Below are 22380 nucleotides of genomic sequence, written 5' to 3'. Positions count from 1 at the left end.
AAAAAAAATAATTTAAAAAATCCTGAAATATTTTTTTGTCACATCTCATTTATTTTATATTTGCAGGAGAGATTTATCATAATAATAAAGGCAATAAGTAATTTAAACTGATGGTTTACAAAATCCGCGTAATATTAGATGCGAAAGAAGATATTTTCCGGGATATCGAAGTTAAAGGAAAACAGACGCTGTGGAACTTACATTTAGGAATTAAAAGTGCGTTCAGCCTCCAGGGAGACGAGCTTTCTACTTTTAACCTGCTGGAAGAGGACGGAACGATCGTTAAAAGTGTTCCGCTGGAAGATATGAGCGATGACGGGGACGGCGAAATTATGTCGGATGTATACATCGATGAGGCTTTCGGAAAGACGGGAGATAAAGCTCAGTTCCAGTACGGACTTTTAGACCTTTGGGAGTTTTTCTGCGAATTGGTGGAAGTAATCGAAGAAACGAAAGGCGTAAATTACCCGATCACCGTATACCGTTTCGGAAATGTGCCTTTGAAAGCACCGAGCAAGAGCAGCACCGGAGGATCCAAAAAGAAATCGGCCATGCCGTTGATGGATGACGATTTCGGCTTTGAAGATGATTTCGGGGCAACCGGAAACTTTGCAGACGAAGATGACGATGCTTTTGATGACGATGAAGAGGAAGACTACAACGACGATGTGTTCGACGATGAAGAAGACAACGACGATGAAAGATAACCGCAGCACTTAAAAATATACAGCCCGGAATGAAAATTCCGGGCTTTTTATAATCAAATATCAATAGTAATCGGTTACCAATCATCATGTATCACTCAAAATCATCACTTATCACTCATAAATCCGAAGCTTTTTCCCGCTTTCTGCTGTATCTTTTTTCCCTTGTCTTTCCCACTTCCAAAAAAAGGATGCCGCGGCAATCGGGGCTAGGGCGGCAGTCATTTTAAGGGATGGCGCTTTATAATAACACTGACGTAAGCCTACATATCGGAAATAGGATATTTTATTCCGGAGCGGACTTTTACTTTATGCCATATTTCTTTATCTTTACTTTTAATTTTTCAATCAATTAAAAACAACAGATGGAACAGAAAATACATCAGGGCAGAAACGTAAAACGGTTCAGGGAAATGCTGGGCATCAAACAGGAAGTGCTGGCTTTCGATCTGGGAAACGACTGGAACCAGAAGAAGATCTCAATGCTGGAGCAGAAGGAACAGATTGAAGATATATTGCTTCAGCAGATCTCTGAAGTATTGAGAATTCCTGTAGAGGCATTCAAAAACTTTGATGAGGAAAAAGCCATTAATGTGATCTCCCATATTACTTTTGAAAACTGTCCTCAGCCCTCTGTTGTACAGTATAACCCTAATTTTCATCCTGTGGAAAAAATTATCGAGCTTCATGATGAAAAAATCGCGCTTTACGAAAGGATGCTGAAAGAAAAGGATGATATGATGGAAAAAATGCAGCAACTCATTAAAAAGTAGTATTCTAAGCTGGTCGGGACTATATGCGCGCGGTGCAGACATTTACGCTTATGTCCCAGTGCTGGTGCAAGCATCTTGCTCGTGTTCTTATTCTGCTCAGCTGTCTGCCTCTGCCGGCATAAGCGTCTACGCTTATGTCTTCCATAGCAATTACTTTGCAAATTTCATACTTGGTTTCCGGGTTTTCCGATCACAATTCCTATTTTTGTTAAAAGAGAATTAATGAAAAAATTAATTTTAATTGCGGTAATGGGCTTGGGACTTGTATCCTGCGCCCCTACTCAAAAAGCAACGAAAGACATGACGGATTTACCTAAAAACTGGAAGCACACCACCAATATTTACGAAGTCAACCTGAGACAATATACAAAAGAAGGAACATTCAGGGCTTTTGAAAAAGAAATGCCGCGGCTGAAATCGATGGGCGTGAAGACCCTCTGGTTTATGCCGGTGACGCCTATTGCACAGCTGAATAAAAAAGGAAGCCTGGGGAGTCAATATGCAGCCTCGGATTATACTTCCATCAATCCGGAATTCGGAACGCTGGATGATTTCAAGCGCATGGTGAATGAAGCGCACCGTTTGGGCTTCAAGGTGATTATCGACTGGGTAGCCAATCATACGGGCTGGGATCATATCTGGACCAAAACCCATCCTGAATTTTACCTGAAAGATCCTGACGGCAGTTTCCACCGCGCTTCCGGAATGGATGATATCATCGAACTGGATTATAAAAACCAGGAAATGCGCCTGGCCATGATTGATGCCATGAAGTATTGGGTAAAAGAAACCCATATCGATGGCTTCCGGTGCGATCTCGCTTCGTGGGTGGAAGTGGATTTCTGGGAACAGGCACGTCCCGAAGTGGAAAAACTGAAGCCGCTGTTCTGGCTGGGAGAATATGACGAGCTTGAAAACCCGGATTACGGTAAAGTTTTCGACGCCAGCTATTCCTGGAAATGGATGCACAAATCAGCAGATTATTATAAGAATAATGAACCGCTTAAAGAACTGACGGATCTCCTGAGAAAATATTCTGCCATTGGCGATAATTCGATGCGGGCATGGTTCACCACCAACCATGATGAAAACTCATGGAACGGAACCGAATATGAAAAATACGGGGTGATTACAAAGCCGATGGCCGTATTTTCCGCTACCTGGAATGGGGTCCCCCTGTTATATTCCGGACAGGAACTGCCGAATATGAAACGCTTGGAGTTTTTTGAAAAAGACCCGATTGAATGGAGCAGTACTTATCAGATGGCAGACTTCTATAAAACCCTGCTGGATCTTAAATCCTCCAATCCTGCCCTGAGAGGAGGGGATCCCAACGTCGCCACTTATCTTCTGAACACCACGGCCAACGATAAAATTCTGGCGTATGTACGGAAAAACGGGAATCATGAAGTCCTGGTGATTCTCAATATGTCAAAAGAGCAGGTGAATTTCAATATTGGAGATGAGCAGGTGTCGGGCTCATTTAAAAATGTTTTTGAACGAATCAAAAGAAACTTTGACGAAGGAAAATCCTTCAATTTCAATCCCGGTGATTATGCCGTTTTTGAAAAATAAGAATAAATAAATGAGTCTCCGTCCGAACAGGACGGAGATTTTTTATCATGGGATGCCGGCTGATTGATATTTAATTTTAATACATTTGGCTATCGTATGTTAAATGAAAATGCTCGTCTATGGATAAATCAAAAATATTGACTCTTATAAAAACGAAGATCGCCGATAAAATTCAGAAGTTTGAAAGCCTGATTGAAGAAACCCGCGCGTCGAATAATGATACCAAAAGTTCGATGGGAGACAAATATGAAACCGGCCGCGAAATGCTTCAGCAGGAAATCAATAATTTGCAGCGTCAACTGAATGAATGCCTGCAGCAGCAGTTGCTGGTTCAGAAAATTAACGGAGATCCGGCGTCAAAAGTACAGAACGGAGCTTTGGTAAAAACAGACAAAGGACTGTTTTATATTGCGGCTTCGGTCGGTGAAATTATATTTGAAAATCAGAAAATCATGACGGTTTCTTCCGAATCTCCATTAGTAAAAGCAATGGCAGGATTAACCAAAGGACAGAATTTCTTTGTAAATACCGTGAGCCAGACCATTAAGGAAATCTGGTGAAAAAAGCTTATTTCAAAATTGATATTAAAATCGATTTAAAATTAAACATCATACAAACAAAATTTCTACTGTTCATACAGAATATCGCTCATTTATGATATTTAGTATTTCACGGAATAAATTAAGAAAACTTTATCTTTCCGATTTAAAAAGAACCCGGATTTTCCCCGTAACTTTATCAATAACAAGATAATGAACAATTAAAATTTTATCAATATGGGAATTTTAAATAATAAAGTTGCTTTAGTTACAGGAGCCGGATCAGGAATCGGGCTGGCCATTGCTGAATTATATGCAGAAGAAGGCGCAAAAGTGATTGTATCCGATATCAACGAAGAACACGGAAATCAGGCGGTTGAAAAGATCAGGACTAATGGCGGGGAAGCAAGCTTTATAAAAGCGGATACCTCTCATCCGGAAGACGTCGAAGCTCTTGTCCAGAAAACGGTTGAAGTATATGGAAGACTGGATATTGCCTGCAACAATGCCGGGATCGGCGGTGAACAGGAAATTACAGGAAATTATAGCCTGGACAGCTGGAGAAAAGTCCTGAGTGTCAATCTGGACGGTGTCTTCTATGGCTGTAAATACGAACTGGAACAGATGGAGAAAAACGGAGGCGGTATTATCGTGAATATGGCATCTATCCACGGAACGGTAGCGGCACCGCTTTCATCAGCTTACACCGCAGCAAAACATGCGGTAGTAGGGCTTACAAAAAATATCGGTACGGAATACGGGCAGAAAAATATTCGCTGCAATGCAGTAGGTCCGGCCTATATTGATACCCCGCTTCTGGAAAGCGCCAGCGGGGATATGAAGAAAGCTTTGATTGACAAACATCCTATGGGAAGATTGGGAAGACCTGAGGAAGTAGCGGAACTCGTGCTGTTTCTAAGCTCAGACAAATCTTCTTTCATGACAGGGGGGTATTATCTTGTAGATGGGGGATATACCGCTGTTTAACCGAAATACTTCTCGACAGTAATAAAAGCGTCCGTCAGAATGGATGCTTTTTTTATTATATTTTCGGATTATATCTTTAAATTTGAATCTTCAAATTACCTTTCCACATGCAAAACTATTTAAACCTTTTACAGCATATTTTAGACAACGGAACCGATAAGACCGACAGAACCGGAACCGGAACAAGAAGCGTTTTCGGCTATCAGCTGAGATATGACCTTTCAGAAGGTTTTCCTTTGGTAACCACCAAAAAAGTGCATCTGAAATCAATCATCTATGAACTGCTCTGGTTCTTAAAAGGCGATACCAATATTAAATATCTGAAAGACAACGGCGTTTCCATCTGGGACGAATGGGCGGATGAAAACGGCGATCTTGGACCGGTTTACGGTGCGCAGTGGCGAAGCTGGACCGGTGCCGATGGAAAAGTGATCGATCAGATTACGGAAGTGATCGATCAGATCAAGAAGAATCCGGATTCCCGGAGGCTCATCGTATCGGCCTGGAACGTTGCTGAAATCCCGAATATGGCGTTGGCACCCTGTCATGCCTTATTCCAGTTTTATGTAGCGGACGGGAAACTGTCGCTTCAGCTGTACCAGAGAAGTGCCGATGTTTTTCTGGGCGTTCCTTTCAACATTGCCAGTTATGCTTTATTGCTGATGATGATGGCGCAGGTGTGCGATCTTGAAGTTGGCGATTATGTACACAGCTTCGGGGATGTTCACATCTACAACAATCATTTTGAGCAGGTTCAGAGGCAGCTTTCGAGAGAACCGAGGCCGCTTCCGGTAATGAAGCTCAATCCTGAGATCAAAAATATTTTTGATTTTGATTTTGAAGACTTTACACTGGAGAATTACGATCCGCACCCGGGGATTAAGGCACCGGTCGCTATTTAATTTCACTAATAATTTCATTAACTTTGAGATCAAGATCAGTCTGGATAAATACGCCGACATTCCTTTTATTAAAAAGCTTTTATCCCAGATAAAGGCATCACGGATATTGAAATTTCCGAAGAAGACAAAACTTATTCATGGGAGTAAATTGAACATTCAGAACACTTTGCAAAAGTAATGGAGCAAAGTGAAAACGATTATAAAAACGGAAAAACTCAGCAACTGACTGATGATGTATTGAATGAAACATTCGGCGGAAAATGAAAATAACGATTTCTGAAACGGCAAGGATATCGCTGGATGAAATTATTGATTTCCTGAAAGTCCGCTGGACTGTAAAAGAAATCAATGTTTTAAAAAATGACCTTAAAAAGTTCAGAAAAACAATAATGGATGATCTTGTAAAATATTTGTCCTTAGAAACACTTCCGAATATAAAATACACCTTGATCGGTAAAAAGCAGATTAAACTGTTTTTATGAAATCAGGAAGAATGAAATTGTAATTAAACTATTCTGGTACTGCAGACAGGACCCGGTAAGATTAAAAAATATTCTAAATAAAAATATAAAGTGAAGCTCAAAACTTCACTTTTTGTAACATCTCCCGGGATTTTTCAACTTATCGGTAAATCTCAAAAGTATGTTGAAAAAATTATTTCTTATTTCAGCCATCGGCGTTTCAGGAATAGCCCTTTCGCAGAATAATGTGAAAGAAAAGCTGGGAAATTATCTTGACTCCCTGTATGTGCATCACAAAGTAATGGGAAGTTTTGCCTTTGCAGAAAACGACCTTCCGACCTTCATAAAAGTAGTCGGGTGGACAGATGCCGGGAAACAGCAGAAAGCCAACGTCAATACCCAGTACCGCATCGGATCCGTCAGCAAGACCTTTACCGCTGTGCTGATCATGAAAGCGGTTGAAGAAAAGAAAATGGCTTTGGGCAGTAAACTGTCGGATTTCTATCCGGAAATTCCCAATGCTTCCAAAATTACCATAGAAAATCTATTGCAGCACCGCTCGGGAATCCACAATCTTACCGATGATCCCGGATACCTTCAGTACAATACAAAACCGCAAACGGAAAGCAGCCTTATCGGCATCATCAAAAAATACAGCAGCGATTTTGAACCGGGAACCAGGTTTGCGTACAGCAACTCCAATTATATTTTACTGGGTTTCATTTTGGAAAAGGTATACAAAAAACCTTATGCCGAATTAGTCAGCTCCAGAATAACAAAGCCTTTAAAGCTTACCCTCACGGAAGTCGGCGGAAAGATCGATCCCTCGAAAAACCAGGCAGAATCCTACGAATACACCAATGGAAAATACCAGGCGTCTTCCGAAACGGATATGAGCATCCCCGGCGGTGCGGGAAATATCATCTCGACACCGCGTGATCTTCTGACCTTTATGCTGGGGTTGGAGCAGGGAAAGCTCTTAAAGAAAGAGAGTCTTAACCAAATGAAAAACTTTGCGGACGGTTACGGATACGGTCTCACAAAAGTTCCTTTTGGAAAATCCTGGGGCTACGGCCATACCGGCGGGATCGATAAGTTCAGCTCGGTATTGTTTTATTTTCCGGATCTGAAAGTCGCCGCTGCTTTCACCACAAACCAGTCGGATATGGATGTGAATGAAATTTCCATCAGACTCCTTCAGGCGGCGAGCGGACAGGATTTTGAAATGCCTTCCTTTAAAACAGTGGATATTCCGGAAGCTGAGCTTCAGAAATTTGCAGGAAAATATGCAAGTCCCGGAATACCCGTAAAATTTGATATTTTTATCCGGGATAAAAAACTGATGGCGCAGGCTACCGGGCAAAGTGCATTTCCGCTGGAACCGGTTTCCAATACGGAATTCAAATTTGCACCAGCCGGTATTACCGTTGAGTTTTTCCCGGAGAAAAAGCAGTTCGCCATTATGCAGGGCGAAAGAAAAGATCTATTTATAAAAGAATAAAACAATGAAATATTTAAAAATAAATACAGCACCGAACGCCGATCTTGAAGCGTTGAAGAATGCCATCCTTCAGATGAAAGGCGTAGACTCTGTGGAAATTATCGACGATGAAAATCCGGAAAGCGAACTGAAAAAAGCTTTTGCCAAAACAAAAGAACAGTTCAAAAAGGGAGATTACGAAACCCTGGTGAATGATATTTTTGATATTCTGACAAAAAAATAATTTTTAAAATACATGAAAAAAGCCATTTTATCGATTGCTTTATTGGGTGGGATTTTCTTTTCCACAAATGCAGCAGCGCAAACCGAAACCTCAGGCAGGGAAAAAGTATACAGGGCAACCCACACTAAGGTAACGGAGCTGAAACATACAAAACTAAAGGTTAATTTCGACTATCAGAAAGAACAGATGAATGGAGAAGAGTGGCTTACGGCAGCCCCTTTCTTCTATCCGACCAACGAACTTACACTGGATGCCAAAGGAATGCTCATTCATGAAGTCGCTCTGGAAACGAATGGCAAAAAGTCTCCTTTAAAGTATGATTATAAAGACGATGTTTTAAAAATTACATTGGATAAAACGTATCAGAAAAACCAGGATTATACGGTGTACATCAAGTATACGGCACGTCCCAACGAAGTAAAGCAGGAGGGAAGTGCAGCCATTAACGATGCCAAAGGGCTTTATTTTATTAATGCCCAGGGAAAAGATCCGGATAAGCCAACCCAGATCTGGACGCAGGGTGAAACGGAATCTTCATCGGCCTGGTTCCCGACCATCGATAAATCCAACCAAAAAACCACCCAGGAAATCTACATGACGGTTCCTGATAAATATGTTACCCTTTCCAACGGGATTCTAAAAGATTCTAAGAAAGAAACAAATGGGCAGAGAACCGATCACTGGGTAATGGATAAAAGGCATTCTACCTACCTTTTCTTCATGGGTGTCGGAGAATATGCCATTGTAAAAGACAAATGGAGAAATATTCCGGTGGATTATTATATTGAGAAGGAATACGAGCCGTATGCAAAGCAGATCTACGGCAATACGCCGGAAATGATCGAGTTTTTCTCTAAAAAATTAGGCTACGACTACCCTTGGGCAAAATATGCGCAGATCTCCGGAAGGGACTATGTAAGCGGAGCCATGGAGAATACGACGGCAACCCTCCACGGAAGTGCGATTCTGCAGAAGCCGGGACAGCTGATTGACGAAAACACGTGGGAAGATACGATTGCCCATGAACTCTTTCACCATTGGTTCGGAGACCTGGTAACGGCAGAAAGCTGGAGTAACCTTACCGTAAACGAATCTTTTGCCAATTACTCGGAATACCTCTGGAACGAATATAAATATGGCAAAGACCAGGCGGATTACCATCAGATGACAGATGTGAACATGTACCTTCATAATCCGGGCGATTTCAAAAAGGATCTGGTAAGGTTTAATTACGATTCCCGTGAGGATGTTTTCGATCTGGTAACCTATCAGAAAGGAGGCGGAATTCTTCATATGCTGAGAAACTACCTGGGTGATGATGCTTTCTTCGCAGGAATGAATGATTATTTAAAAACCTATGAATACGGAAATGCCGAAGCCCATCAGCTGAGGTTGTCATTCGAGAAAATTTCCGGAAGAGATTTAAACTGGTTTTTCAACCAGTGGTATTTCGGAAGCGGAAACCCGAAGCTTAAATATTCGTTCACTTTCGAGCCTGTGAAAAAGCAGGTAGCCGTTACCATTGAGCAGACCCAGGAACAGCCGTTCCAGTTCCCATTGGCCATCGATGTATACGATAACGGTAAACCGAAGAGATATAAGGTATGGGTAAATGCAGAAGCTAAAAACACATTTAATTTCGATGTTTCAAAGAATGCGGATCTCATCAACATCAATGCAGACGGCATTTTGGTAGCAGAGATTACCGATACCAAAACCCCGGAACAGAATCTGATGCAGTTTTTGGGTTCAAAAGAATTCAAAAGCAGATATGAAGCGTTAAACGGGATTAAAGATCAGGTCGGCAAAAATCCGGCGGCCACCAAACTATTGGCCGCAGCAATTAAGGATCCTTTTTTCCGCACAAGGATAAAAGCTTTAAGAATGATGGACCTTTCCAATGCCGAACAGTTTAAGGCGATGGGCGCAGATGTTGAAAAATTAGCTTCCAATGATCCTAAAACCCTCGTACAGGCCGCGGCGATTTCAGCCCTGGCAAAAACAAAGGATAAAAAATATATTCCTGTTTTTGAAAAAGGACTGAACGCTGTTTCCAATGCGGTAAGAGGAAATTCGGTAAGTGCCATTATCGACAGTGATCCTTCCAGAGCAAATGCTTTGGCTGAAAAAATCGACCTGAAAAATGCTTCTGAGGACCTGATGAGCAAATTGCTGCCGGTGATTGTAAAAAATAAAGTGACTTCACAGATGGAGAATATTACCCAGCTGGTTGCTTTCTATCCTTTCATCAAATTCCAGAATCCCGAGTTGGGCAAATCCGCAGAAGAAGGATACAACTGGATTATGGGTTCCGATAATCTGAAGGCTACGGAAAATATTACAAAGATTCTCGGGCAGGCCAAAGGAGAAATCGGGAATAACCCGCAAGCTAAAATGATGATAAGCCAGATGCTGAAGGAAGGGTTGAACAGAAAAATGGAGCTCCTAAAACAGAATCCGCAAAGTGCTGCCAGCATTAACCAACAGATCGATGCCATTAACAAAGCCATCGAAGATTTCAAATAATTTCCTGCAATAATTATATTTAAATATGATAACCGCTATTGTGTATAGCGGTTATTTTTATTTTAATCATTATAATTGAAATTAATTTATTTTTTTAACAAAATGTTTGATTTATCTGTTTTTTTAATGTAATTTAGCTGTCAAATTAATACCGATAGTCATTGAACTAAATAGGGGTCCCTTACCGGTTTAAAGATAAGATTCTCATGACTTTTAACCTGTGATATTCAATGAAAATCATAAATTTAAATCCCACCATCACATTTCCGGACTCTAATTTATCTTAATATAGTAATGTTCTTTAAAAGCCATTGCTTAATTAGGAATCAGTAAGTATAGGAAGGGTTATAGAAAAAATAAATTTTCATGATTTATAGCTGAACACAAATTTAATTAATAATTTACACCTTGGGCATTTTTTCATTAAGATGCCCTTTTTAATTATCAGGCAACTGTATTTTCATACCGGTACCAAAGTTTGGGAATACAGCTTATTCCAAAATAAATCATTCTGATTCATGGCTTCCCAACTTTCACACTCATACTTTTTTCTTTGCAGATATGATTTAGTCACTAAAAGTGAAAGATCAGACAAAAATCATATATGATTAAACGTTTACATTTTTTAAATTCGTATTAAAATAAACAATATGACTTTTGGAATTGAGGCGGCAAGCTACTATGTACCTTCACTATATTTGGAAATCAAGGATCTGGCAGAAAAAAGAGGAATTGAACCGGCGAAACTGGAAAAAGGGCTGGGACTTCACAAAATGGGTTTTCCCGATGTCCATGAAGATGCGGCAACCTTTGCAGCAGAAGCTTTGCTGAAACTGATCAGTGATTATCAGCTTAATCCGAAAGAAATAGCAAGAATTTACCTCGGAACCGAAAGTGCCCTGGATGCTGCGAAACCTACTGCTTCCTACGCCATGCAGATGGTGGAACAAACCCTGGAAGCTGAATTCGGTACAAGGGTGTTTAGAAGCTGTGACGTAGTGGATATGACGTTCGCCTGCATCGGTGCGGTAGATGCGCTTCACAATTCCCTGGATTTTGTACGGGCAAATCCTGATAAAAAAGCCGTAGTCATTGCAAGTGATTATGCAAAATATGAGCTGGCTTCGTCCGGGGAATATACCCAGGGTGGTGGTGCAGTCGCGGTACTGATTTCCTCAAAACCGGATCTTCTTGAAATCGAAAACCATTGGGGAGTAGCCACAGAAAGTGTCTTTGATTTTTTTAAGCCGAGGCGTCATTTTCAAAAGGAAAATTTAGCCAATGCTCCTGAAAGTTTTCCAGATAAAATAGAAGTCTTTACCGACGAGCCGGTTTTCGACGGCCAGTATTCCAACCAATGTTATCAGGACAGGATCAGGGAGGCTTACAACCATTATAAAGAAATTACAGGCCGGCAAAAACCGTATGAACACTGGAAATACCTTATTTTCCACCTTCCCTATGCCTTTCATGGAAAAAGGGTGTTTACGGAAATTTACAGCCTGGAAAACGGATTACCGTACGGAACACCTGAAGAGCAAAAAGCAGCGGCAAAATCAGAAGGATATATTCAGTTCATCAGTGAAAAAATTGAAAAGTCGCAGCGGGCTTCCTCCGAGATCGGGAATATGTATACCGCCTCTATCTTTATGGCATTGCTTTCTGCTTTGCAGACTTCATTCAACGAAAATGAAGAGCTGGCGGGTGAAGAAATCGGATTTCTGGGATATGGCAGCGGCTCGAAATCCAAAGTCTTCGCCGGGAAAATTTCAGACAACTGGAAAAAAGTCGTTGAAAAATGGAATATTTTTGAAGCGCTGAAAAACCGGACCGCTATCGACTTTGATACCTATGAAAAACTTCATCGGAAAAAGTTAAAAAATTCAGTGAATGAAAACTACAAAGGTTTCGGACTGAAATCCATAGAACTTGAAAATCCGGTGTTAAAAGGAGCCCGGTACTACGGTTTTCAAAAATAAATTGAGCTTAAATAAAAACCGGAATTCAATGAGTTCCGGTCTTTTATGTAGAACCAACTGATCCTGATTAATTTAAAATTCAAAGCTTTCCCCTGCATTTTTTTTGACTTATGTTCTAATTTTATGACTTTAATCTCCCACAGATCTGCACATATTTTACTTTGTTTAAACCTTTGCACAGCGATATCCGCTTGTCCATCCCGTTGGGGACTTGATATGGTATTAGAGAATCGCAGGTAATATAACTTGAATTAGATCGTATTTAATTTTTTTCGGTAGTTTAAAAAGGCTAACGAAAAATACAAATGATTAGGAATTTTAATAAAGTTTTCCTTCGCCCAAGGCAGAAAAATCATTTTGGCATGCAGGATCCATCGAAATATCTTAAATGAGGGTACTTCCGCATCCAGCTTTTCATTCCGTTTCTGTCCTGAGTTCACGTTAATATAAAGGGAAATCAGAACCCTAAAAAACTTCTCTGTACGTTTTATCTTGAAAGCTTTTCGGAGTAATGCCTACCAGCTGCTTAAAAACCCTGGTGAAATAATTCGTATCCGAAAAACCGGTCTGGAAAGCAGTTTCTTTGATGCTGTTCCGGTCGGCCAGCAGTTCTTTGGCCCGGCTGATCCGTTCCTGTAAAATAAAATCGTTCGGTGAAGTTCCCAGCTCTTCCCTGAACATCTTAAAGAAATTCGATTTGCTGACGTAAGCCATTTTAGCAATACTTTCTACCGACAGCTTCTGGTGCAGGTTCTTTTTGATATAATCCACCGCAAAACCGATTCTTGATTTATTCTTTGTCCTGTTCTTTTCCACGATACCCCGGGCCTGAGTCTGCATCAGCCGGATCAGCAGTTCCTTCAGTGCAAAATCGGCCATAATATCTTTCTGGGAATTATCATCCATGGCAATCCGCATAATGTTGTTGGTAGCAGAGGCAAGGGAAGTATTGTTGAACAGATAATATTCATCCGGCCCGATATTCCAGTGGGAGGATTCGTCGGTTTTCGGAAGATTGTAGTTGAGATAATTAAGGGAATCTTCAATAAATTCGGGGTTCAGGCTCAGCGAAATGCATTGGGTAGGGGTTTCATCAGCTTCCGGAAAATCAATCACCATCGTTTCACCCGGCGATACAAGAACGCTTTCTCCCGGAAAATAATCGAAGTAGCCTGTTTTATGATCCAGTTTCATATGTTTTTTCCCGCGGAGCATGGCAGTAAAAGCAATGGTTTCAAAATGCAGCTTTACCCCAAAAGCGGCCTGATGCGTCTCATAGATGCTGAATTCGCAGTTATTCAGATTGAAGGTCGTCCGGTTTTCAACCAGGCTCAGCAGCTGGTTTTCCCTTTTTAGTTCAGGAGTTTCTAATAAAATCTTGTTGCTGTTCATTTCCTAAAGATTTAGATGGGCCTCTTTATCAAATATAGAAAATATCTGCTGATCAATTTGTTAAGGAAACCATAAAAAACAAATGCCCAATACGATTTTGAAGTTTTTTTATACGATTGTGCTATACAAATATCACAGGGAAGTGTAATTTGGTGGATATAAAAATTAAAAATTGTACGAATTATGAGCACTACAACACAACAGCAATCGGAAACGGTATTACAATGGCCTGAATTTAAAAGCAGATATGATAATTATATCAACGGGCAGTTTACCGCACCGGCGAACGGAAATTATTTTGATGTAGTTTCCCCGGTAACCGGTAAAAACTTCACCCAGGCGGCCCATTCTTCCAAAGAAGACCTTGAACTGGCCGTAAATGCTGCTGAAAAAGCTTTTGAAACCTGGAAAAATACTTCTTCAACCGAAAGAAGCATCATCTTAAATAAAATTGCCGACCGGATTGAGCAGAATCTTGAATACATTGCCACCGTCGAAACCATCGACAACGGTAAAGCGGTAAGGGAAACCCTGGCAGCCGATATTCCGCTGGCGGTGGACCATTTCCGGTATTTTGCCTCCGTCATCAGGGCTGAGGAAGGTTCCCATAACGAACTGGATAAAGATACCGTTTCCCTGATTGTCCACGAACCGCTTGGCGTTATTGCCCAGATCATTCCATGGAATTTTCCGATCTTAATGGCCGTATGGAAACTGGCTCCGGCATTGGCGGCAGGAAACTGTGTGGTTCTGAAGCCGGCTGAAAGCACCCCGGTTTCCATCATGGTATTAATGGAGCTGATCGGCGACCTTCTTCCTCCGGGAGTGGTAAACATCGTTAACGGTTTCGGTGCAGAACTCGGAAGGGCTCTGGTAACCAATCCGAAAGTGAATAAGGCTGCATTTACAGGTTCTACGGCAACCGGGCGCCTGGTGATGCAGTATGCCACGGAGAATATCATTCCGGTAACGCTGGAACTGGGCGGGAAATCCCCGAACGTTTTCTTCAGTTCCGTCATGGATGCCGACGATGAATTTTTGGATAAAGCCGTTGAAGGAGCTGTACTTTTCGCTTTAAATCAAGGGGAAATCTGTACCTGCCCGTCAAGACTGCTGGTTCAGGAAGACATTGCCGATGCCTTCATCGCCAAAGTGATCGAAAGGGTGAAAGCCATTAAAGTCGGAAACCCGCTGGATAAAACCGTGATGATGGGTGCACAGGCCTCGCAGATCCAGAAAGACAAAATCCTTTCTTATATTAAATTAGGAAAAGAAGAAGGCGCGGAAGTGCTTGTGGGAGGAGATGTGAACAACGTAGGGGAAGGACTGGAAGACGGATATTATATCCAGCCGACGATCTTCAAAGGAACAAACCGGATGAGGATCTTCCAGGAAGAAATCTTCGGGCCCGTACTTGCGTTCACGACCTTTAAAGATGAGGAAGACGCCGTAAAAATTGCCAACGATACCATTTACGGGCTTGGCGCAGGGGTCTGGACCAGGGATGCGCACCAGCTCTACAATGTTCCGCGTCAGATCCAGGCGGGAAGGGTGTGGGTCAACCAGTACCATTCTTATCCGGCGGGAGCGCCTTTCGGAGGATACAAACAGTCGGGAATCGGACGTGAGAACCATAAGATGATGCTTGACCACTACCGTCAGACCAAAAACATGCTGATCTCCTACAACAAAAACAAACTTGGTTTCTTTTAATTTTAATACATGATGGCGTGCCCGTTTCCCGTCTTGCAACGGGAAACGGTCGGGCTATCCAGGGCTCCACTTCGTTCCGGTGCGATGCACGCCGCTTTAAGCGGCCCCTTCCTATCCCTCACGCAAACATTGCAGGTCGTTAGCTGAACTTTCGGGATCCTGTTCACCGTGATGATGGGTTGGTCTTTAGGCAGGATTTACCATCTGTGATCAGAATTACTTTAATTCCTAAAAAACAAGATTATGCAAAATAAAATACCCAGGCTCGCCGCTACCGAGAAAGCATTGGAAGTCATCTGGGAGCTGGAGAAAAAATACGGCGACCTGATGTTCTATCAGGCAGGAGGATGTTGTGAAGGAACCCAGCCGCAGTGTTTTGAGAAAGGCGGATTTTTCCCGAGAATGAATGATGCCATGATCGGAACCATCCACGATCACGAATTCTGGATCGACCGTGACCTCTTCGAATACTGGCAATATTCCCATTTCACCTTAGACGTCACCGATGGCTTCGGTCCCGGCGGATTTTCACTGGAAACTCCGTTAGGAAAAACATTTAAGGTTATCTACAGACTCTTCACTCCCGAAGAACTCAAAAACCTGGAGCCGGTGAAGCGGAGTGAATAAAATTAATAATTTTCTCTGATTTAATTTTAAACTAATTTGGTATGATGGCTGAGGCTCTCAAAAAACCACTAGCCAAATATTTAAAAAACACACATATGAAAAAAGGATACATGTACATCCTGCAATGTTGCGATGGCTCATATTATACGGGTAGTACAATAGATTTGGAATTGCGTCTGCTACAACATCAAAAAGGAGAGGGCTCAAAACATACAGCAAAGCGGTTGCCTGTTAAATTTCTTTATTGTGAACAATATGATAACATTGCCGATGCCTTTTTATTGTGAAAAGCAAATTCAGGGTTGGAGCAGAAAAAAGAAAGAGGCATTGATCAATGATGATCCTGATCTTCTTCCGCCGTTATCTAAAGCTTATCGTGATCTCGAAAATAAATAGGTCTTACCTTGAAACAGTTTCCTTTAGTTTAAAATACTTGATTTTATCAACGGTGGCTTCAAGAACCTCAGCCACCCGTAAATAGATCGGCAATACCTAAAATTTTAATAATCCTCCTAATCCATTATTTAATATCCGGCATTTATCAAGATGGTACGATCATTATAACCCGTATTCCCAATAAGCATTGAAATTCTTATTAATGACTGCTATTCCTGATGCCTATACTTTTTATAAGTAGTACTGATTTGCAGATAGCGATGTCTGTTATTTGAAGTTCTTATTAATAACTGCCTTTGACGGTGGCTGAGGCACTCGAAGCCACCTTCACAAACCTGCTCACAAACATCGAAGCCACCAACTGTCCCACGGCATTCAGTACCGTTGCCAGCGGATCCACCAGGGTTCCGATAATCATTACGGCCGGAACTGCTTCCTGTGGCAGCTGATACACCGAAATCATCAGCATTTCCCCGATGTAACCGCCATTCGGAATTCCGCCGGCAACAATGCTGACAAAAATCGTAATCCCCAAAGCCAGCAGCAGGTTCATCGGATCAAAAAAATCCTTCCCGATAATCAGGAACGCTACATAAATTTTGATGATCGACGACATCGACGAACCGTTTTTATGCAGGGTTGTCCCGATCGGAATGACAATATTCGAAATCTGGCTTGGAATCCCGATGTTGGATGCCGCCTGTAAATTCGCCGGCATGGTGGCAAAACTGCTGCAGGTACTCAAAGCGGTAAGGGTCGGAAACGGAGCATTTGTCCAGAAACTTTTTATCCCCGTTTTTCCGTTGGCCATAAAAGCATACAGTGAAAAGAATACAAGGAAGTAAACCACTCCGGCAACATAATACAATCCCAGCGGCCTCGCATAAAACCCGAAGAGCTGAGGTCCCAAGGTAGCGACCTGGTAGGCAAAATAAGCGCCCAACCCGATGGGAGCCGCTTTCATAATCATCAGGAGCAGTTCTTTCATCACTTCATAACCCGATGCGATAAACGACCTGAAGACCTGTCCTTTCTCTCCTGCTTTCCTGGCAGAAAAACCCGTCATAAAAGAAAAAATCAGAAGGGCCAGCATATTCTGCCTGGAAAAAAGCTGGGTAAATTCCCCGACGGTAAAGAATCCGACGATCCTGTCGCCCCAACTGTCGGTATTGGCAGCTTCTTCAACAATTTCACGGCTTCCCGAAACTCCTGAAACCGGAAAAAGGTATACTGCGCCAATGGTAAATACGGCTGCCGTTACGATGAAGAATAGAAATGTAAGGGCCATCACCAACATAATCCTTCCGAACTTAGACTGCTGTTCGAGCGAAGCAATGGAGTTGGAAACGGCAAAAAATACCAGTGGAACGACACTTACGAAAAGCAGGTTCAGGAAAATATCTCCTAATGGTTTCAGGTATTCCACCATGCCGGGAGCAACAATTCCGATGATGCTTCCGATCGTAATTCCGAGGAGCAGGAGTAAAATTCCGGAGTAGTTTTTCAGAACTTGGTTCATAGGTCGCTTTTTGATCAAAGATAGCAGTAATTTTTAATATGAGGGCTGTCGGTTTCGGTCTCAAATTTGTTGATTTCAAGAAAAATTGTTTCTATGGCTTATATAGATTACTATACCATTTTGGGTGTAGACAAAAACGCAACCCAGGAAGATATCAAAAGAGCCTATCGTAAACTGGCAAGAAAGCTGCATCCGGACCTTAATCCTAATGATAAGGAAGCGGAACGGAAATTTAAGGAGCTCAACGAAGCCAATGAGGTCCTCAGCAATCCGGAAAACCGGGCCAAATACGATAAATACGGCGAACACTGGAAACACGGAGAAGAATACGAAAAAGCACAGCAACAGCAACAAAGACAATATCATAACCAGGGCGGAAACTTCGGAGGCGGTTTCTCCGGTACCGATTTTGGCGAAGGTGAAGATTTCTCAGACTTTTTCCAGAGGATGTTCGGCGGAGCAGGCGGCGGTTTCGGAAGAAGTTCCCGGGGCAGTGCATCCGGAAAGTTCAAAGGACAGGATGTGTATGCAGAACTGAATCTGAGTTTGAGGGATGCCGCGGCCACCCATCCGCAGACTTTCGAGATCAACGGTAAAAAAGTAAGGATCACAATTCCGGCAGGGGTCCATGACGGACAGCAGATCAAGCTGAAAGGCCATGGTGAACCCGGCTTCAATGGAGGTCCGAATGGGGATCTGTATATTACCTTTACGATTCCGGCTGATCCGGATTTTGAAAGGGCAGGGGATGATCTGAAAACCAAAGTTACAATCGATCTTTATACTGCCGTCTTGGGCGGTGATGTAAACGTGAATACCTTAGACGGAAGCGTCAACCTGAAAGTAAAACCCGGAACCCAGAATGGCATGATCGTAAGGCTGAAAGGCAAAGGGTTCCCGGTATACAAAAAGGAAGGGCAGTCCGGCGACCTGTTTGTGACCTATGAAGTAAAACTTCCGACTGATCTTACCGATAAGCAGAAAGAACTTTTCGAACAACTTAAAAATTCCTAAGCCATGAGTGAAAGAATATCGCGGGAAGAACTCGTAAAAATATACAATATCGAAATTACTTTTTTTGATGAACTGGTGGATTCCGGCCTGCTGAATATCCAGACCGAAAATGAAGTCCGTTACCTGATGTACGAAGACCTGCCGAATTTCGAAAGGTTTACCAACTGGCATTACGACCTGGACATCAATCTTCCGGGACTGGAAGTGATCCATGATATGCTTCAAAAAATGGAAGACCTCAGACAGAGAAACCGTGAGCTGATGAATCGGCTTTCGATGATCAGCAACAGATACGAAGACGAGTAATCTGCTAATGGTTGATTGATAGAAATAAGAATTGTTTACCTTAAATACAATCACATTAAAATCAGGAGGGGATTTCTGAATTTTTCAATTAGATTTGTATTCAGAAATAATTAATATGAGCGAAGAAAAGGGAATTGTTTTAAAACCGAGAAGGCAGGACTTTGAAGAGATCTATTTTAACGGCAATCAGGGAAGCCTGTTTTTTTCGTCTTCTACCAGGGGAAAAACCATTACAACGATTGTTGTAGGGATTATTCTGCTGATCGTCTTTATTTTCAGGAACGATTTCACTCAGGAAAAAGCGGGAATCCTGTATTTTGTGAGTTTTCTGTTTTTACTGTGTGCCGTTTTCCTTTCTGTCAGCATCAACAAAGTTTCCCGTTGGAAAAAGCAGGTTCACCGTTATCTGGGCAAGCTTGAAAAATGCGGGATATATGAGATAAAATTTGATGATCAGTTCTTTACCGTAAATATCGATGGCGAAAAAGAAACCAGCGAATGGAAGGATTTTGAATATTTTGACAGTAACAATGAATGTATTGTGCTTGAAGGAAAATGCAGTTATATGTTTCCCCGGAAATCAATGAGCGAAAAAGAGTACAGCACATTAAAACAGGTTATTAAGAAAAACGTTATCCCATAATAAAAACAAAAAACTCAGAGCAAAATACTCTGAGTTTTATTTTATCATAGAAGCTGACTAATCCAGCCAGCCCATTTCTTTCATCCACTCATCATTGTAGATTTTTCCGACATACCGGGAACCGTGGTCGTGAAGGAGAACCACAATCACATCGTCTTTCGTGAACTGGTCTTTCATCTGAACCATAGAAGCAATAGCGCTTCCTGCCGAGTAACCGCAGAAAATCCCTTCTTCCTTCGCCAGTTTTCTGGCGTAAACGGCACCGTCTTTATCAGTTACTTTCTCAAAATGATCGATCACCGACATATCGTAGTTTTCGGGAAGAATATCTTCTCCGATCCCTTCGGTAATATAAGTGTAAGCGTTTTCTAATTTGATTTCTCCGGTTTCGTGTATTTCTTTCAGGATCGAACCGTAGGTATCAACACCGATGATTTTAATATTTTCATTTTTCTCTTTGAAGAACTTACCACAGCCTGTAATCGTACCTCCCGTTCCGGCACCGACTACAAAATGCGTCAGCTTCCCTTCCGTCTGTTCCCAGATTTCAGGAGCGGTAGATTCATAATGCGCCGCTCTGTTTGATAAATTATCATATTGGTTGACATACCATCCGTTTTCCGTTTCTTTAGCCAGTCTTTTTGAAACGGAATAATAAGAACGCGGGTCGGTAGGTTTTACGTCGGTCGGACATACAATAACTTCAGCACCCACCGCACGGAGAATATCACATTTTTCTTTAGACTGCTTGGAGTTGGTAACAAAGATACATTTGTAGCCTTTGATAATAGCGGCAAGGGCCAGCCCCATCCCTGTATTTCCCGAAGTTCCTTCGATAATGGTTCCTCCGGGTTTCAATCTTCCATCTTTCTCGGCGTCTTCAATCATTTTTAAGGCCATTCTGTCTTTCACGGAATTTCCCGGGTTGAATGTTTCCACCTTTGCCAAAACCAATGCCGGAAAATCTTCGCCTAAAACCTTATTAAGTTTCACCAATGGCGTATTTCCGATAGTTTCGAGGATGTTGTTTGCGTATTTCATAAATGTTTTTTAAAGCACGCGCAAAGATACGGCTTTCAGATAATTAATCATGACTTGCACATCATCAAAAAGACAAATTAAATGTAATCTTGCATCATAGATATAAGATGGTCAATTAATTATTTATGATAATTTATTTAGCTCCGATGAATTTTTAAAAAATTCGTAACGCCGCTTTTTTATTTCGATACCTGAATTCGACAATATCAATCATAAAATCGTGAATGAAATGAATTGATAATTCACCGTCAACCTTTAATGCCAGTGGTCAATTTCTGTGAGTCACTGGTCCATCTTTTTTGAAGTAGAATTCCCTATTCACAATTGATCTAATTGTATTTGATTGCTTTTACCGGAGAAATTTTACTGATCAGATAGCTTGGAACGATAAGAGCCAGACCGGAAATAAGCAGGATTCCAAGAGAAATGGAGATAATGGCAATCGGATTGAGATCTACCGGAACAGTGCTTACGTAATAATTCTCCGGATTTAATTTAATCACCCCAAAAATCTTCTGGATGAAAATTAATCCAAGACCGATGGCATTTCCGTACAATAATCCCGGAATCATAATGATCAGCGTATAATTGATGAAAGTTGCTCTGATCTGTGCATTGCTGGCTCCTAAAGTTTTCAGTAGGCCTATGGAATTCGTCCGCTCAATAATCAGGATAAGAAGAACCATGATGATATTGATAACGACTACAATCAGCATGATGATAATGATCAGTGCAATGTTGGTATCGAAAATACTGATCCAGTCGGTAATCTGCGGGAATTTTTCTGTGGCTTTTTCTGCGTAATTTTTATAGCCGATCAGTTTTTCGATTTCCGGAAGGTTCCGGTCGGTATCGTTCACGTTGTTAAAGAAAATATCAAGTCCGCCGATTTCATCCGGTTTCATATCCTGGATTTTGCGGACATGGTTGATTCCGCCGAGCACGAATTGGTCATCAATCATTTTAATATCGGTCCTGTAGATTCCGACCACTTCAAATTTCCTGTAAATGGGTTTCTGGTCTGCTTTGGAGAAAACAGTGACAATGCTGTCTTTTACTTTTAAATGAAGATCGTTGGCAATCTTCTGCGAAATCGTCACGCCGTTGTAGTATCCTTTCTCGGTAACTTTCGGCGAACTTCCGGCGGTCAGGAATTTCTTGAATCTGAGGCTGTCGAAATCCTTTCCGACACCTTTGAAGATAATGCCGGCAAAATTATGTTCATTCCGCATGATCCCGGTTACCGTAGCATATTTCTGGACGCTTGCCACATCCGGCAGCTCCCTGATTTTCTTCAGGTCCAGCCCCTGGTTATCCAGTACCGAAGTATTATAGGAAGAATTGGACCGGGTCGACCGCACGGTAATATGCCCGCTGAAATCGGCCAGTCTTTCCTTGATCGCCTTCTTGGAACCGAATCCCGTGGAAACGGTGATCAGTGAAACGATGATTCCCAAAGCCACAGAAAGCCTGCCGATAAAGATGATCACCCGCGATAGGTTATTTTTGTTATCTTTGGAAAACGCTATTTTTTTGGAAAAATATAAAGGAAAGCTCAA

The 22380-nt window shown here is 41.8% G+C and carries 21 protein-coding genes; 17 read left to right on the top strand and 4 right to left on the bottom strand.

From position 1 onward, the window contains the following. The first annotated feature begins 110 nt into the window (after positions 1–110). The 11 genes from FY557_RS10655 (at position 111) to FY557_RS10605 (ending at position 12170) form a co-directional block, all read left to right on the top strand. Positions 111–707, top strand: coding sequence for an IS1096 element passenger TnpR family protein (locus tag FY557_RS10655; protein ID WP_149247234.1), 597 nt, complete (start codon positions 111–113; stop codon positions 705–707). 362 nt (positions 708–1069) lie between these two features. Then, positions 1070–1477, top strand: coding sequence for a helix-turn-helix domain-containing protein (locus tag FY557_RS10650; RefSeq protein ID WP_149247233.1), 408 nt, complete (start codon positions 1070–1072; stop codon positions 1475–1477). Between the two features lie 222 nt (positions 1478–1699). Next, the gene (locus tag FY557_RS10645; RefSeq protein WP_149247232.1) at positions 1700–3052 is read left to right on the top strand and encodes an alpha-amylase family glycosyl hydrolase; all 1353 of its coding nucleotides are present in this window, start codon (positions 1700–1702) and stop codon (positions 3050–3052) included. Positions 3053–3171: 119 nt separating this feature from the next. Continuing rightward, the gene (locus FY557_RS10640) at positions 3172–3612 is read left to right on the top strand and encodes a hypothetical protein (protein ID WP_149247231.1); all 441 of its coding nucleotides are present in this window, start codon (positions 3172–3174) and stop codon (positions 3610–3612) included. Between the two features lie 216 nt (positions 3613–3828). Further along, a complete protein-coding gene (locus FY557_RS10635) occupies positions 3829–4578 on the top strand; it encodes an SDR family NAD(P)-dependent oxidoreductase (protein WP_149247230.1) in 750 nt (249 codons plus the stop codon). Between the two features lie 107 nt (positions 4579–4685). Next, positions 4686–5480, top strand: coding sequence for a thymidylate synthase (locus FY557_RS10630; RefSeq protein WP_149247229.1), 795 nt, complete (start codon positions 4686–4688; stop codon positions 5478–5480). A gap of 260 nt (positions 5481–5740) precedes the next feature. Then, a complete protein-coding gene (locus FY557_RS10625; protein ID WP_149247228.1) occupies positions 5741–5962 on the top strand; it encodes a hypothetical protein in 222 nt (73 codons plus the stop codon). 160 nt (positions 5963–6122) lie between these two features. Next, entirely contained in the window at positions 6123–7442 is a 1320-nt protein-coding gene (locus tag FY557_RS10620) for a serine hydrolase domain-containing protein (protein WP_149247227.1), read from the top strand. Positions 7443–7446: 4 nt separating this feature from the next. Then, positions 7447–7665: a hypothetical protein gene (locus tag FY557_RS10615; protein WP_149247226.1), complete on the top strand. Its 219-nt coding sequence runs from the start codon at positions 7447–7449 to the stop codon at positions 7663–7665. 12 nt (positions 7666–7677) lie between these two features. Further along, on the top strand, positions 7678–10191 hold the full coding sequence (locus FY557_RS10610; RefSeq protein WP_149247225.1) for a M1 family metallopeptidase: 2514 nt from the start codon (positions 7678–7680) through the stop codon (positions 10189–10191). A gap of 650 nt (positions 10192–10841) precedes the next feature. Next, complete coding sequence (locus FY557_RS10605) at positions 10842–12170, top strand: hydroxymethylglutaryl-CoA synthase family protein (RefSeq protein ID WP_149247224.1); 1329 nt, start codon at positions 10842–10844, stop codon at positions 12168–12170. 465 nt (positions 12171–12635) lie between these two features. Here FY557_RS10605 and FY557_RS10600 read toward each other — a convergent pair whose 3' ends face one another. Beyond that, entirely contained in the window at positions 12636–13562 is a 927-nt protein-coding gene (locus FY557_RS10600; protein WP_149247223.1) for an AraC family transcriptional regulator, read from the bottom strand. 183 nt (positions 13563–13745) lie between these two features. On the opposite strand from FY557_RS10600, the gene FY557_RS10595 reads away from it, so the two are divergent. The 3 genes from FY557_RS10595 (at position 13746) to FY557_RS20345 (ending at position 16189) form a co-directional block, all read left to right on the top strand. Then, positions 13746–15275, top strand: coding sequence for an aldehyde dehydrogenase family protein (locus tag FY557_RS10595; protein ID WP_149247222.1), 1530 nt, complete (start codon positions 13746–13748; stop codon positions 15273–15275). Between the two features lie 243 nt (positions 15276–15518). Next, on the top strand, positions 15519–15902 hold the full coding sequence (locus FY557_RS10590) for a DUF779 domain-containing protein (protein WP_149247221.1): 384 nt from the start codon (positions 15519–15521) through the stop codon (positions 15900–15902). A 95-nt stretch (positions 15903–15997) separates the two neighbouring features. Continuing rightward, complete coding sequence (locus FY557_RS20345; protein ID WP_228451770.1) at positions 15998–16189, top strand: GIY-YIG nuclease family protein; 192 nt, start codon at positions 15998–16000, stop codon at positions 16187–16189. 392 nt (positions 16190–16581) lie between these two features. Here FY557_RS20345 and FY557_RS10580 read toward each other — a convergent pair whose 3' ends face one another. Continuing rightward, on the bottom strand, positions 16582–17817 hold the full coding sequence (locus tag FY557_RS10580; RefSeq protein WP_149247220.1) for a dicarboxylate/amino acid:cation symporter: 1236 nt from the start codon (positions 17815–17817) through the stop codon (positions 16582–16584). Positions 17818–17910: 93 nt separating this feature from the next. On the opposite strand from FY557_RS10580, the gene FY557_RS10575 reads away from it, so the two are divergent. The 3 genes from FY557_RS10575 (at position 17911) to FY557_RS10565 (ending at position 19780) form a co-directional block, all read left to right on the top strand. Then, positions 17911–18831, top strand: coding sequence for a DnaJ C-terminal domain-containing protein (locus FY557_RS10575; protein ID WP_149247219.1), 921 nt, complete (start codon positions 17911–17913; stop codon positions 18829–18831). 3 nt (positions 18832–18834) lie between these two features. Continuing rightward, positions 18835–19137: a chaperone modulator CbpM gene (locus FY557_RS10570; RefSeq protein ID WP_149247218.1), complete on the top strand. Its 303-nt coding sequence runs from the start codon at positions 18835–18837 to the stop codon at positions 19135–19137. A gap of 115 nt (positions 19138–19252) precedes the next feature. Beyond that, positions 19253–19780, top strand: coding sequence for a YcxB family protein (locus FY557_RS10565; RefSeq protein WP_149247217.1), 528 nt, complete (start codon positions 19253–19255; stop codon positions 19778–19780). Between the two features lie 57 nt (positions 19781–19837). On the opposite strand, the gene FY557_RS10560 is transcribed toward FY557_RS10565, so the two are convergent. Continuing rightward, entirely contained in the window at positions 19838–20821 is a 984-nt protein-coding gene (locus tag FY557_RS10560) for a PLP-dependent cysteine synthase family protein (protein WP_149247216.1), read from the bottom strand. A 329-nt stretch (positions 20822–21150) separates the two neighbouring features. Continuing rightward, on the bottom strand, positions 21151–22380 hold the full coding sequence (locus FY557_RS10555) for an ABC transporter permease (RefSeq protein WP_149247243.1): 1230 nt from the start codon (positions 22378–22380) through the stop codon (positions 21151–21153).

The sequence above is a fragment of the Chryseobacterium sp. SN22 genome (assembly GCF_008329705.1).
Classification (GTDB): domain Bacteria; phylum Bacteroidota; class Bacteroidia; order Flavobacteriales; family Weeksellaceae; genus Chryseobacterium.
Note: the sequence above shows the minus strand (reverse complement) of the source record. Positions and strands in the feature narration are given on the sequence as shown.

Excerpts from the sequence above, each read along its gene's own strand:
- FY557_RS10650 (WP_149247233.1), top strand. The coding sequence starts at position 1,070 with ATGGAACAGAAAATACATCAGGGCAGAAACGTAAAACGGTTCAGGGAA.
- FY557_RS10615 (WP_149247226.1), top strand. The coding sequence starts at position 7,447 with ATGAAATATTTAAAAATAAATACAGCACCGAACGCCGATCTTGAAGCG.
- FY557_RS20345 (WP_228451770.1), top strand. The coding sequence starts at position 15,998 with ATGAAAAAAGGATACATGTACATCCTGCAATGTTGCGATGGCTCATAT.
- FY557_RS10605 (WP_149247224.1), top strand. The coding sequence starts at position 10,842 with ATGACTTTTGGAATTGAGGCGGCAAGCTACTATGTACCTTCACTATAT.
- FY557_RS10645 (WP_149247232.1), top strand. The coding sequence starts at position 1,700 with ATGAAAAAATTAATTTTAATTGCGGTAATGGGCTTGGGACTTGTATCC.
- FY557_RS10610 (WP_149247225.1), top strand. The coding sequence starts at position 7,678 with ATGAAAAAAGCCATTTTATCGATTGCTTTATTGGGTGGGATTTTCTTT.
- FY557_RS10595 (WP_149247222.1), top strand. The coding sequence starts at position 13,746 with ATGAGCACTACAACACAACAGCAATCGGAAACGGTATTACAATGGCCT.
- FY557_RS10625 (WP_149247228.1), top strand. The coding sequence starts at position 5,741 with ATGAAAATAACGATTTCTGAAACGGCAAGGATATCGCTGGATGAAATT.
- FY557_RS10560 (WP_149247216.1), bottom strand. The coding sequence starts at position 20,821 with ATGAAATACGCAAACAACATCCTCGAAACTATCGGAAATACGCCATTG.
- FY557_RS10640 (WP_149247231.1), top strand. The coding sequence starts at position 3,172 with ATGGATAAATCAAAAATATTGACTCTTATAAAAACGAAGATCGCCGAT.
- FY557_RS10635 (WP_149247230.1), top strand. The coding sequence starts at position 3,829 with ATGGGAATTTTAAATAATAAAGTTGCTTTAGTTACAGGAGCCGGATCA.
- FY557_RS10620 (WP_149247227.1), top strand. The coding sequence starts at position 6,123 with ATGTTGAAAAAATTATTTCTTATTTCAGCCATCGGCGTTTCAGGAATA.
- FY557_RS10630 (WP_149247229.1), top strand. The coding sequence starts at position 4,686 with ATGCAAAACTATTTAAACCTTTTACAGCATATTTTAGACAACGGAACC.
- FY557_RS10575 (WP_149247219.1), top strand. The coding sequence starts at position 17,911 with ATGGCTTATATAGATTACTATACCATTTTGGGTGTAGACAAAAACGCA.
- FY557_RS10590 (WP_149247221.1), top strand. The coding sequence starts at position 15,519 with ATGCAAAATAAAATACCCAGGCTCGCCGCTACCGAGAAAGCATTGGAA.
- FY557_RS10580 (WP_149247220.1), bottom strand. The coding sequence starts at position 17,817 with ATGAACCAAGTTCTGAAAAACTACTCCGGAATTTTACTCCTGCTCCTC.
- FY557_RS10655 (WP_149247234.1), top strand. The coding sequence starts at position 111 with ATGGTTTACAAAATCCGCGTAATATTAGATGCGAAAGAAGATATTTTC.
- FY557_RS10600 (WP_149247223.1), bottom strand. The coding sequence starts at position 13,562 with ATGAACAGCAACAAGATTTTATTAGAAACTCCTGAACTAAAAAGGGAA.
- FY557_RS10570 (WP_149247218.1), top strand. The coding sequence starts at position 18,835 with ATGAGTGAAAGAATATCGCGGGAAGAACTCGTAAAAATATACAATATC.
- FY557_RS10565 (WP_149247217.1), top strand. The coding sequence starts at position 19,253 with ATGAGCGAAGAAAAGGGAATTGTTTTAAAACCGAGAAGGCAGGACTTT.